This window comes from Thermopirellula anaerolimosa, from assembly GCF_054657335.1.
Genome location: NZ_BAAHYX010000006.1, coordinates 398059 through 410266 on the forward strand (window position 1 = coordinate 398059; position 12208 = coordinate 410266).

The 12208-nt window shown below is 59.8% G+C and carries 8 protein-coding genes and 1 tRNA gene; 5 read left to right on the forward strand and 4 right to left on the reverse strand.

Annotation, left to right across the window (positions count from 1 at the left end; translation table 11 throughout):
* Positions 1–67 precede the first annotated feature (67 nt).
* On the forward strand, positions 68–370 hold the full coding sequence (gene rpsT / locus ACYQ6J_RS07645; RefSeq protein WP_460183590.1) for a 30S ribosomal protein S20: 303 nt from the start codon (positions 68–70) through the stop codon (positions 368–370).
* Between the two features lie 105 nt (positions 371–475).
* Here the strand turns inward: rpsT and ACYQ6J_RS07650 are convergent, their stop codons facing one another.
* The 3 genes from ACYQ6J_RS07650 to ACYQ6J_RS07660 all read right to left on the reverse strand — a co-directional run bounded on the left by ACYQ6J_RS07650 (position 476) and on the right by ACYQ6J_RS07660 (position 3400).
* Complete coding sequence (locus ACYQ6J_RS07650; RefSeq protein ID WP_460185534.1) at positions 476–1327, reverse strand: dihydroorotate dehydrogenase electron transfer subunit; 852 nt, start codon at positions 1325–1327, stop codon at positions 476–478.
* A 187-nt stretch (positions 1328–1514) separates the two neighbouring features.
* The gene (locus ACYQ6J_RS07655; protein WP_460183591.1) at positions 1515–2354 is read right to left on the reverse strand and encodes a pseudouridine synthase; all 840 of its coding nucleotides are present in this window, start codon (positions 2352–2354) and stop codon (positions 1515–1517) included.
* 206 nt (positions 2355–2560) lie between these two features.
* Positions 2561–3400 (reverse strand): DUF4339 domain-containing protein, encoded by an 840-nt coding sequence (locus tag ACYQ6J_RS07660; RefSeq protein ID WP_460183592.1) that lies wholly within the window; start codon positions 3398–3400, stop codon positions 2561–2563.
* A gap of 1121 nt (positions 3401–4521) precedes the next feature.
* Between ACYQ6J_RS07660 and ACYQ6J_RS07665 the strand changes: the two genes are divergently transcribed.
* From ACYQ6J_RS07665 to ACYQ6J_RS07680, 4 genes are all read left to right on the forward strand, one after another.
* Positions 4522–7941 (forward strand): FG-GAP repeat domain-containing protein, encoded by a 3420-nt coding sequence (locus ACYQ6J_RS07665; RefSeq protein ID WP_460183593.1) that lies wholly within the window; start codon positions 4522–4524, stop codon positions 7939–7941.
* A 465-nt stretch (positions 7942–8406) separates the two neighbouring features.
* Positions 8407–8482: transfer RNA gene (locus ACYQ6J_RS07670), tRNA-Pro, on the forward strand.
* A gap of 578 nt (positions 8483–9060) precedes the next feature.
* Positions 9061–10371: a Gfo/Idh/MocA family protein gene (locus tag ACYQ6J_RS07675; RefSeq protein WP_460183594.1), complete on the forward strand. Its 1311-nt coding sequence runs from the start codon at positions 9061–9063 to the stop codon at positions 10369–10371.
* 69 nt (positions 10372–10440) lie between these two features.
* Positions 10441–10788, forward strand: a complete 348-nt coding sequence (locus ACYQ6J_RS07680) for a P-II family nitrogen regulator (RefSeq protein ID WP_460183595.1) — start codon at positions 10441–10443, stop codon at positions 10786–10788.
* Positions 10789–10913: 125 nt separating this feature from the next.
* On the opposite strand, the gene ACYQ6J_RS07685 is transcribed toward ACYQ6J_RS07680, so the two are convergent.
* Positions 10914–12167, reverse strand: a complete 1254-nt coding sequence (locus tag ACYQ6J_RS07685) for a hypothetical protein (protein ID WP_460183596.1) — start codon at positions 12165–12167, stop codon at positions 10914–10916.
* Between the last annotated feature and the right edge of the window lie 41 nt (positions 12168–12208).

Here is a 12208-nt window from a genome sequence, read left to right on the forward strand (position 1 = left end):
AAGGCCGATGGGAGTCAGCGGCCGTATTGAATATCCTCGTTAACGGAACCGGTTGGTTCAGGTCGTTATGCCAAACACCAGAAGTGCCAAAAAGCGTTTGCGTCAGGATGAAAAGCGGCGGATGCACAACCGTTCCATCAAGCGGTCGGTACGCACGCAATGCCGTAAGGTCCGCGAAGCCGTTGCGGCGGGTGATGTCGCCCAGGCCGAGTCGGAGATCCGGAAAGCGGCCAAATTGCTGGATCGCGCCGCGGCCAAACGCGTCATTCATCCCAATTCCGCGGCTCGTACTAAGTCGCGATTGACGGCCGCCGTGGTGAAGGCGAAGCGAGCGGGGGCTCCCGCTTCCGCCGATGCGACTGCCTCTTGATCGGCGGAGACGGGCGTCTCGCCGGTCGCCCTCCTTTCGAAGCCGGGTCCAAATTGCCGCTGCGGCCTGTCTTGCCGCCCGTGTTGGAACGGGTTGCGTCGTTCATCAATCGAAGATGACTCGCGATGCGTCGAATACGGGTCCCTCGACGCATACGCGGTGGTAGTCCCACCCTTCGCCGGACACGTCTTTCTCCTCGCGAAGACGCACCACGCAACTGAAGCAGATGCCTAACCCGCAGGCCATGGGGGTTTCCAGCGAGACAAAGCACGGGACGCCGTGCGCAGCGCAAACTTCCGCTACGGCACGCATCATCGCTTCCGGACCGCAACTGTAAACACATGCCGAATCGGCGGGATACCGATTCAAGACCGCCGGCAGCATTTCGGTCACCAGTCCTTTTCTCCCGACGGATCCGTCTTCCGCGGACACGAGTAACTCAGCTCCGACGTCGGAAAACGGAGTCAAATCCGGCAGGTATTCCGCCGTTCTCACACCGTGGCACAGAACGACGTTCCGGACTTTGGACGTTCGCGGCGACGTACCATAGGCTTGCCTGTTGAGTGCCTCCTTGGCTACCGCCAAGAAGGGCGTGTAGCCGATTCCTCCCGAGACGAGGATCAAATGGGGGGCTTGGCAGGGAGCGAACCCATTGCCCAGGGGCCCCCAAATCTCGACCGTATCTCCCGGTCGAAGATGTGCGAGGAGTCGCGTCATGCGGCCCAACGTGATATAGACGATGTCCAACTCGCTCAGCGAGCCGTCCTCCGCGGCAACCGTCGTGTCGTACATGGCGAGCGGTCGTCCCAACAGCGGGTCTTCTCGGCCGGGAAGTCGCAGCATCACGAATTGCCCGGGCACGATGCTGCGCGCGATTTCCGGACACTTCAATCGGATACGAAAGGTATCTCGGGCGATCATCTCATGTTGGGATACATCGACCGATCCGCTCCAGATCCGGTTCCTCGAAGGCGACCTGTCACAAACATGGGAATGTGTCGAATCTGGGGAGGTCATGCGGATAATCCTGGTCGTCGGCGAAGGATTTTCAAAGGATGATTCGTCTTCGAGAGGACAAGCCCGCAGGCCTGTCGTCGATGATCGTCACGCTCTTCAGGAAGCACGGAGAGGTCGGCGCCGGGCGTCAAACGGGCCGTCTCGCGGTTTCTCGACGCAGGGCGGCGATTTCCTCTCGCGTCAGCGGTCTGGCATCGCCGGGCAGCATCTTGCCGAGTCGTATCGGGCCCACCGCGATTCGCTTCAGCCGCTGAACCTTGTGTCCCACCTTGGCCATGATGCGGCGAATTTCCCGGTTCCGGCCCTCGTTCAAAACCATCTCCAAAATGGTGCTTTGCTTGTGTTTTCGTCGCACCTTGATGCTCGACACGCGCGCGATGCCCTCGGCCAGATGCACCCCCCGCATCAGCTTGGCGAAGACCTCCTGATCGGGTTCGCCCGCCACTTGCACTAGATAGGTCTTCGGCAATCCGAACCGCGGATGGGTCAAGCGATTCGCCAATTCTCCGTCGTTGGTGACGAGGATCAAGCCCTCGCTGTGAAGATCCAGACGCCCTACGGCAAAGAGCCTGGCCTCCCTTTCGGGAACCAGGTCGATTACGCGTGTCCGTCCCGCCGGGTCGCGGTTGGTGCATACGACGCCGTCCGGTTTGTACACGGCATAGTACAAGGGCTTCTCTTGCCGAATGGGTACGCCGTCCACCGTGATCTTTTGCCGCAGGGGATCGGCGCGAAACCCAAGTTCCGTGACGACCTTGCGATCGACCTCGACGCGTCCCATGCGGATCAATTCTTCGCATTGCCGACGACTGCCGATTCCAGCGGCGGCAAGGATTTTTTGCAGACGTTCTCCCGGCTCATCCGCCGGGATGTCGAGGGCTTTGCGAATGCGTCGGCGGGATAGGCTCTTGGGCCGTCGATGTTTTTTCGCCTTGGATTGAGGCTTTGAACCGTCGCGTCGGGGCATGTTGGCTACCCTTGTGCCCGATTTCGGTAGGGAGTTTGGACGGTCGCCCTCCGCCGCTGTCGGCGTGCTCGGAAACAACGACCGCTCGGCCGTTAGGAATGCGGTGAAACCACTGTTTGAATCTTCCGACGGCGGCCAAACCTTGATGATAAGGTTTTACCGTTCGGGCGGACAGGTGAGCATGTTGCTGCGGCAGGTCCCGCAAGTCAGGCGGACCTTCCGAAACCGCCGAAAAAGAAAAACATCGCGATCGCGACCGCCGCGAGGGCGATGACGGCGAGAATCACGAGAATGAGGCGTGAGGACCGCCTAGATGGGCGAGGGGTGTGCTGTGCGAGGATCCGTTCCGCGGCAGGGGAAAAGGATTCCGGTTGAGGAAACTCTGCGCCGCCGAGCGAGGAGAACACGTGCCGGGCCTCACGCCAGTCTCTCCAACCCTCGCGCCAGACCAGGGTGTCGGGCGTGATGCGTCCCTCCTGCAACCACTGCCGCATGATATCCCCGGTTGCCGGGCCGAACTGGCCCCCAGAGGGTGGGCGGACATACCAGACCAATGCGACGTCCGCCAAGGCCGCATCGTCAAAGCCGGTTGCTCTTGCATGCGGAACATCTACCTCAGTAGGCGTCACGGAGGAATCGGGCGGAACGGCGACATGATCGGCGTTCGCCAACGAAATTCCCATTTCCTCTTCGGTAAGAGGTGTCGGGAACGAGCGATATTCCGGAACCGACTCCGAACCGGAAATCGTCGAAGCCTGAATTCCGTCGGCAGGGCGGACATCCGAAAAACGCGATACGGCGGGCCATGAGACCGGTGTCCCATCAGTGCCGCCATCCTCGGTCTGCGCCGACTGCGACTCCGCTTGGGATGCAGCGCCGGCGGAGGCGTGCTGCTTTTGCGCGCGCAAAACTTTAGTGCTAACCCGCGTGCTTTGAAGGGGGATCTGCACTTTGGCCCCGCAATACGGGCAGATTCCGCGCATGCCCGCCTGAAAGGCCTTCACATGCAACTTGTGGCCGTTTGGGCAGTAAAAGCGGATTCCCATAGTCGGCCTTGCTTGTTGGATGCCGCGCCAACCCTACGCAGCACCTCAGGGCAAAGAACAAGCATCTCCAAAACAAGTCCTGGCGTGCCGCGACCTCTCACGAAAGCGTCGCGGTGGATCATATTCCCGTTTCGACCCAAACCGCACGGGATCGTTGTCGGCGGACTGTTCCGGCAGAGTAGCCACGTTCCATACGTTATTATAGCGTCAATGAGCGTGCCGACTCAAACCGCACGGTCTTTCGACGACTTGTGCGATTGCCGTTATGCGGGCAGGCGGCGATCAGCTTGCTGCGATCGTCTCGGCGACCGCCGGTGAGAACGGTAACCCCTTTGCACTGAGAATCGTTTGCAAAGCGAGGCGGTCTAGGGCGTCAATCTTCCGGATTGGGTTGTTTACGCGCGAATCGTCGAGCTTTAATCGGGGAGTTGAATCGCTCCGTTGGCATGCCGGCTCCTCCCCAAATCCGCGCCCCTCATCGCCAAACCCAAGTCCTCCCTTAATCAAGCCGTTCCGGCGTCCTAACAATTCAGACCGGATCAAATGATGTCAGGGCATCCGATACCTTGTGAATTGGATCCCTTGTGCGGAAATCTTTTATGGGCAACGTTTTGCGGCATCGCGCGGCGTGGCTAAAATGGGAAGTAAGGGGACTGGCGATTGCGGCCTGGTGTGCCTCGTAAGGTAGCGATTAGAGCCGGAAAGGCAGGGGCCTGCGCTGACTGCCCCCCGTGAAGCCGGACACGCCTCGCGTGGTCGTACCGGTATGTCAGGCGGTGCTCGGGGCGGTACCTGGGGCAGCGCCCAGTATCGGGAAGCGATAATCATGACGATTTGCATACCAGACTGGGAATAGGTGCGAATGATCCGATAAGCCACACGGAACAGAAGAATCTCGCGTACTTAACGGTGAAAGGAGGGGTACTCCAAGCAGGCCGAGCCAGAGGGATTTCGCGAAATCTGCTTTTCGGGAGGGGATCATGATTGGCCGAGATCGAGCAGCGCGAAAATTGGAATTGCGAGATTGTCGCTCGTCGCGAAAAAGGGCGGGGCTGACGACAAAGACGTGTCGAATCGGGCGCCGAAAACCGAGTTTCGAAACGCTGGAGGGACGATGGCTTTTGGATGCCGCCCTGCCGAGCATCTTTCCAGGATTAAAACTTCACCTGGGTAATGTCGAGCCGTCATCGGTCGTGATGGGTGATCTCAACGAAGATGGAAATCCGGATTTGGTGACTGCCAACGCACTGGCCGACACCATCACCGTGTTTTTGGGGGAGGGCGATGGGCGATTTACTGCCGCACAGTATGCCGTGGGAGACTTCCCCCTCGATGTCGAGTTGACAGATTTCGACGGTGACGGCCATCTGGATGTCGTCGTTTCCAACAGCCGAGATAATTCTCTATCGCTGTTTTTCGGCTTCGGTGACGGGACCCTGGGGGAGGAAGCGCGGTGGTCCATGGCATCGTCTCCCCGTGATCTCACCATCGGAGATTTCGACGGCGATGGCCATCCCGATATTGCGGCGTTCGTCGTCAACAATGACGGGGTTTATGTGGCCATCTTCAGCTATCAAGGAGATGGCGATTTCGAGGTGATGTTCGAGTCACCTGCCGGCATCTCGCCCGACGCCTTAACTGCGGCGGATGTCAACTGCGATGGGCGTCTAGATTTGATGGTCGGGAATCTCGGCAGCATCGATGCGTACCTCGCGGGCGAGGATGGCACATTCCAAGCGGTGAGCACACCCACACTTTTCCGCTCGAACTCCGTCGCTGCGGCGGACTTCGATGGCGACGGACTCGTCGATGTAGCGGCATGTGAGAGAGGATCTCCCCACCTCATAGTTGGACTGGGTCGGGGGGACGGCGGTTTTGATCTCTTGCCCAGCCAGACTTTTGACCAGTCGGTTCTGCACGTGCTGACCGGGGACTTCAACGATGACGGAAGCGAGGACCTGGCCCTCTTCGACGCGGAAGGGACCATTCTTTCGCTGATAGGGCGCGGCGACGGGACCTTCGAGACGCGCATCCCACTTGGACCCTCGGTGTCGGGGGCGATCGCAGTGGGCATCGCCGGCGACGTCAACCACGACGGGCACCTCGACGTGGTGACGGCGAACGCCTACGACGTTTCCGTTATCCTGGGTGATGGGAGTGGGGCTTTCTCATATCGACGAGTGTTCGCAGCAGGACGTACCCCCTCGCGAGTTCATCGTGCCGATCTCAACAATGATGGCTGGCCTGATTTGCTCGTTGCCAACTGGTTGGGCGGGGATGTCTCCATCTTTCTCAACGATCGCAGTGGCAACTTTGTGGAGGATGGGCGTTATCCAGTGGCCCCCTACATGGGCGCTGTCACATCTGGGGATTTCAACGGGGATGGTCTGCCCGACTTCGCTGCCGTTGACCGCTTGAACGGGCAAGTGGCTGTGTTCTTGGGCCATGACACGGGCGGGTTCACGCCAGGTTCGCAATTTGCCGTCGGGCAGAATCCCTCGGATGTGGTCGCCGCCGACTTCAATAGCGACGACCGCCTCGACCTGGCAGTCTGCAACCAGGGCGGCAATGATGTCTCGATCCTTCTGGGGCAGGGCGATGGGACGTTCCCAACGCAAGCCCGCTTCCCCGTGGGGGAGAATCCGTTCTCACTGGCAACGGCCGATTTCAATGGTGACGGTTGGGTCGACCTGATCTCCGCCAACTGGGACAGTGACGACGTGTCGATTCTCCTTGGCAACGGCGACGGCACTTTGCAGGCCGAACAGCGCTACGCGATGGGGAACGGTTTACGTTCGGTGGCGTTAGAAGATTTCAACGGCGACGGCGTCGTGGATGTAGCGACGGGTAACCGACAAGATCATTCGGTTTCCGTCCGTCTGGGGAATGGTGACGGAACGCTTGGCATCGAGTCGCGTTATCCCGTGGGGAATTACGTGACTCACTTGACGGTGGCCGACTTCGACGACGACGGCCATCCGGACATCGCTGCGACTAATGGCGAATCGCAGGATGTAGCGATTCTTTTTGGCAACGGTAACGGGACCTTTCTTCCCGAAGTGCGTTTCAGCGTGGGGGAAAGGCCGGAGGCACTCGTCGCCGTGGATGTCGATCGCGATGGTCGCGTTGATCTCGTGGTCCTCGACCAGTCGGCCGACACGCTCACGGTTCTCAACAATCTCCTGCCGGCTCGCTTCGCCGTCCGCAACGTGGGGCCCGTTGACGATCTAACGATCCCCCAACTGAGTATCCCGGAACCGGTCGATACGGTCCTTCAAGTTACATCCGTGCGGAATGGTTTCCTGACGGTACTGGCCGAAGGCGTGAAAATCCCGGGTTCTCTCGTGCTTCGACTCTACGACGATAACCCCTTTGAGAATCCGGAAGCGACACTCTTAGCGAAGTCGGAATTGGCAGGAAACCAGGACCGGTTGGATTTTGAATATGCCGAGGGTGGACAACCTTACTATGTCACGGTTTCGGGTAACGACAGCGATTTTTCGCTTCGGTTTGTCAATTTATTCACTGTGGAACCCCAGGGAGAGTCCGGGACGCTGATTTCCGTTTTCGGCACCGACCGCGATGACTCTTTGGTCCTGCGGTTGGGATCCACCCCCGAGGTGCTAATCAATGGCGTTTCCTATGCACCGCAAGACGTTCCGGATTTCCTCAGCGTGCAGGGCGACCTCGGACCCGGCCAGGACATCGTCGTGGCCTGCGATGGTCATGGTGACGATGTTTTCTATTTACGTCCTGGCTCTCTGGAAGCGGTGATCCCAGCCCCTGTTCCGGTCATCGTGGATGCCGTTGCGGGCTTCGAGGAAGCCCACATCTACGCGACCGGCGGCGGCAGGGACACGGCCTGGCTGTACGACTCGTCGGAAGCCGGTTTGACCGATCTGTCGGTGAGGTTCAAATCCGAGCCTCAGTATAGGCACGTCAAGATGATGGCGCTGGGGATGTACCATCGGGTCAAACTATTTGAAGTGGTCCATGGGTTCGCGGTGGGCGATAACGACCATGCGGTGTTCTTTGACTCTTCAGGCGATGACACCTTCACCGGCGGCTTTGGCTCAAGCCGGATGTCCGGTCCCGGTTATGATGTGACGGCCCACAACTTTCAAAGTGTCACGTCATTCGCTTCGCTGGGGCGCGACACGGCAGCGTTGGTGGATTCCGTCTTCAAGGACGAATTCCACGCCAAGGCCCACAAGTACGAGATATTCGACCAGGTTACCGGAGGGGCACGATACCGGGTGACCGTGCGATCCTTCGACCATGTGTATGCCAACGCAAGCACGCCTGGTGCCAATCGCGATACGGTGAAGCTTTGGCCGACAACCGGGGATGACTTGGTGGTTATCAACGGAGACGTCCTGGACCACTTTTTCGTGAGTGGCGACGAATTCCGTTGGCTTTGCCGAACTGTGGGCTTTGAGTTCGCCAAGCTTCAACCCACCGCCGAGAGCAATGACCGAGTACAACTGACCGAACCTGTTCAGGTGAGCTTGGACATCGGCAATGGGTGGGAGGTGAACTGAGGCCTTCCCATTACGTCGCGACATTATTCTTTCCAGAGTGGGCCCTGGGACCTCGAGTGCCTCGCTTCGTTCGGCTGATCCGGTTTGAGGTGTTCCTTAAGCAGGTAGCTACCCGCAAGAGACATGCGATTAACAGCGTGCCGATGGCCGGTCGGACCAGCGTCATTGTCGTCTGCGTAAGGCGGGCGAATGCCTTTGGCAGAGCGTTGGAGTGCGAGGTCTTCGAGACGGGAAGCCCATCCCCGCAGCGATTCCGCCGGGTGGTTGGGCGAGCGGGGATTCGTTCGAGTCATGGGAATCGACCGCAGGTATCGGGTGGGAAGGCTGGGCGGTTCGCTGGTTCCTCACTTAGAGCAAGGGACATTTCTATTCGTGAGAATCAGGGGACATTTCTAGTCGGGGGTGACACGGTCCGGCGCCCGGCATTGTGTTACCCGGCAACCTCGGCTAAACTATTCGAGAGATCGGGGCGTGGCGCAGCCTGGATTAGCGCGCTTGCTTGGGGTGCAAGAGGTCACCGGTTCAAATCCGGTCGCCCCGATTACTTTTCGTTACCACGTCACTCATCCTGGGGTGGCATAGCCGCGGGCTTGGTGCTTGTATTGGACCGTCACCGGCAGGTTTGGAGAAAGCCTGCTACCTTGCTGCGCCCTCCCGCCCACTCGCTTCGGGCGCCCGTAGTCTTCATTCGGCGCATGAAGTTTCCTGCAACGCCTCTTTGACGTGGCAGCAGTCGGCCCTCTCCGTGAGTTAGCATTTCCGCAGGGAATGCCATGGCACGTCGTCGTTGATGTCTGCAAAGGTTCTGCCCAAAAGGGCTTGCTTTAGCCAAAAGGTGTCTTGCACCAACGATGCCAACCGCGATGTCCCGCATGGATGAATGCTCTTGACTTTCAACGAGAGCGTATTCGCGTTGTCCCCAATGCTGGGTGCTTTGCCGTTTGCCGGTCGGTCCTTGCGCTCGCTAAGGTTATTGACACAGCCTTCCGTTCTCATGAAACTGAACACAGTCCGCCGTAGCGGTCGCGCCGCTTCGTAGCAGACGGGCATAGCGGTCGGTTCCCGATTGCGGGGGTGCGGCGTCGGCAAATCAGGGTTTTGATCTGGGAGGAAAACAACGTGAGTCATCGCCGTTCCATCGAGCGTCGTTCCTTCTTAAAGCTGTCGGCCGCGGTTGCCTCGGGCGTGCCCGTCCTGATTCCGCGCGTCGTGTTGGGGACTGCGGAGACCCCCTCCGCGAACGAACGGATCGGCATCGGCGGGATCGGAATCGGTCGGCGAGGGCTGCAGGTTTTTGCGGAGGTGCCCAGCCTGGGGCGTATCGTTGCCGTCGCCGACGTCAATCTGCCGCGGGCGGAGGAAACGGCGGGCAAGTTCCAAGGCATCGCCTATAAGGACTACCGCGAACTGTTGGATCGCAAGGACGTGGACGCTGTCATTACCGCCACGCCCGATCATTGGCGGGCCTTGGTTTGCATTCACGCCTGCCAGGCCGGCAAGGATATCTACGCGGAAAAGCCGATGTCGTTGACCATTCACGAAGGCGGCAAGATGGTCGAGGCCGTACGCAAGTACGGTCGCGTTTTCCAGACCGGCAGCCAGCAGCGGTCCATGGCCGCCAATAGACTGGGCTGTGAATTGGTTCGCAATGGACGGATCGGCCAGGTTCATACCGTGATCGCGGCCAATTATCCCAGTCCTTGGGAAGGCGCGTTGCCCGCGCAACCGGTTCCCGCTGGATTGGACTGGGACATGTGGTGCGGGCCTACGGAGGTCGTCCCCTATCACCTCGATTTGTACACGCCTCGAGCTAAGCCGGGATGGATTTCGTTTCGGCCTTATTCGGGCGGGGAGATCACGGGGTGGGGATCCCATGGCTTCGACCAGATTCAATGGGCTTTGGGTACCGACGACACCGGTCCGGTAGAGATTTGGACGGACGGTGCCCCGTTCACCCCGCCCACGTATTCGCAACCCGAGACTCGGGAACGTGGCGACAAACTGTGCGCTTCGCCGAAAGTCTCGTTCCGTTATGCGAACGGCGTAACCGTGCATCTCGACAACGGTCCGGGCGGCGGCGCCATCTTTATCGGCGACCGAGGAAAGTTGATCTTGGACCGCGGGAAATTTACCACGGAACCCGCCGAGCTTGGGAAACCGCCTTACGACGATTTCCAGGTGCATTTGTATCGCAGCGATGACCACATGCGGAACTGGCTGGATTGCATTCGCACGCGCGAACGTCCGGTGGCCGACGTCGAGATCGGACATCGATCGGCGACGATCTGTCATCTGTGCAACATCGCCCGTTGGGTCAATCGCCGACTTCGATGGGACCCCTCGACCGAGCGGTTTTTGGATGACGACGAGGCCAATCAACACCTGGACCGAGTCCGTAGGGCTCCGTACCAATTGCCCGAGACGGTGTGACGGTCCATGCGGTCGCCCTTATGCGACGAGTAACGGCACGGGACGGTCTGATTTCAGGGAGCGTGATGCGTGAAGCTGGTCTTGGCCGTCATTCAACCCCCGAAATTGCAGAGCGTTCGGGAAGCCTTGGATCGTATCGAAGTGGGCCGATTGACAATCACGGACGCCCAGGGCTTTGCGCGCGGCACTGCGTTGGGCTGGGATGAGTCGTCGCGTCGCCGCGACGGCAGAGTCCTGCGAAAGTCGCTCCTGGAAATCGTCGTCAATGACGACTTCGCGGAGCGAACGATCAACACGATTGCCCGGGTCGCGAAGACGGGTCGCACCGGCCATCCGGAAGACGGCAAGGTATTCGTTTTGACGGTCGAACGGACCATCCGCATCAGCGACGGGGCGGTCGGCCCCGGCGCCGTCTAACCGGCATTTCTTACCGCCTCGATGTTCATGCATCCGGCGCTGCGCGCCTGATCACACGGAGTGCTTCGGGTGCGTCTCGAACGATTCGATTTTCCGGAAGGACCTGCGATCGCTGCTCCGCTCGATCATTCCGAAGCATCACCGGGTTGGGGGGATGAGCCGATCGGCGGCGAAGCGATGTATCTTTCGTCGTCGGCTTCTTCGACGTACACCTCGTTCCAGTCGGTACCATCGACGGATCGGCGGAGAAGTAAATAGATCATGGTCGTTGCCGCCCAAAAATAGGAGAATAGGAACGAGACGGCGACGGATTGTACGACGTAACGCCAACTTCGAATGGCTTCTACTCCGAACCGGCCCAAAAGGCCTAATGCCTCATCGCCGCGGGTCAGGCTGTGGATTCTCGTTGCCGACAAACCGGCCATGGCGGCGGCGTTGGTGAGGGAGATGAGGCTTTCCGCCAAGGCTGACACGATGACCCAAGCCAACCAGCCAAGGAACGCGGCCACGATTACATAAAAGGCCAGCGGCAAGGGCCGACGGTACACGTAAGAGAAGGCGGTGCCCACGGCGCCGAAACCGTCCTGACCGTCGGCACTGATCGACGCCGACAACAGCGGCCAACCGAACATCAACCCCACCAGCGTCAATGTGGCTGCCAAGCCGATCGCGAGTGCCACCGGCCAGAGCAAGCCGGCCAGGGCTAGACCCGGATCCGAAGTCAGCAGCAACAGTCCCCCCAACGTCAGGATGCCCCACAACAGCAAAACAACCAAGACCAAGCTCAGCGGGGCCAGGAAGTTATGAAGCCATCGAGAGGCGGCGAACCGCCACAAGTCCCGCCATGCGGGTCGATCTCCTCCCGCAAGTTCGAGCGCCGCGTGTCGGGTGAGCATGGAACCGAAAAGGGCCCAGACCGCGACAATCCACGTCCCCTGGAGGGCCAGGCGTACGCGATCGAACCAAGAAAGTTCCGCTGCGCAAAACAACGCGGCGAAAGGCGCGCTCATGCGCCGCCAAATACCGATCATCGGGTCTTCCAGGCGATCAATGCCCGGCATGACTCCCCACGACGATTTTACCCGCCACGTTTCCGGCACCAGATTTTCCAAGACGGACTTCGACGCCGCGAAACCGGCGACGGCGCCGGCGGGCGAAGGCTCATCCACGGCAAGAACCCCGACGGAAACCATGCGGGCTGCCGGGCGCACGGGCATGACGGCGTCGATGATGCCCCAGCCGAGATATGTCAAAATGACGCCGACAAAGGCCGTGACGAGGTTGCCCGGCGTGATCGCGATCCATAGGCAGTTCCAAAGACGCAGCCACGGGAAGACGTCCAGCCAGCGAACCTCTTTGACGGTCTGCGGATTTCCCATGCATTTAGTCTCTCGATATCCCCCGGAGGTATGGAGGGCTA

What these genes read in the sequence shown, in the direction of transcription:
- rpsT (WP_460183590.1), top strand. Translation starts at nt 68, where the DNA reads ATGCCAAACACCAGAAGTGCCAAAAAGCGTTTGCGTCAGGATGAAAAG.
- ACYQ6J_RS07655 (WP_460183591.1), bottom strand. Translation starts at nt 2,354, where the DNA reads ATGCCCCGACGCGACGGTTCAAAGCCTCAATCCAAGGCGAAAAAACAT.
- ACYQ6J_RS07660 (WP_460183592.1), bottom strand. Translation starts at nt 3,400, where the DNA reads ATGGGAATCCGCTTTTACTGCCCAAACGGCCACAAGTTGCATGTGAAG.
- ACYQ6J_RS07685 (WP_460183596.1), bottom strand. Translation starts at nt 12,167, where the DNA reads ATGGGAAATCCGCAGACCGTCAAAGAGGTTCGCTGGCTGGACGTCTTC.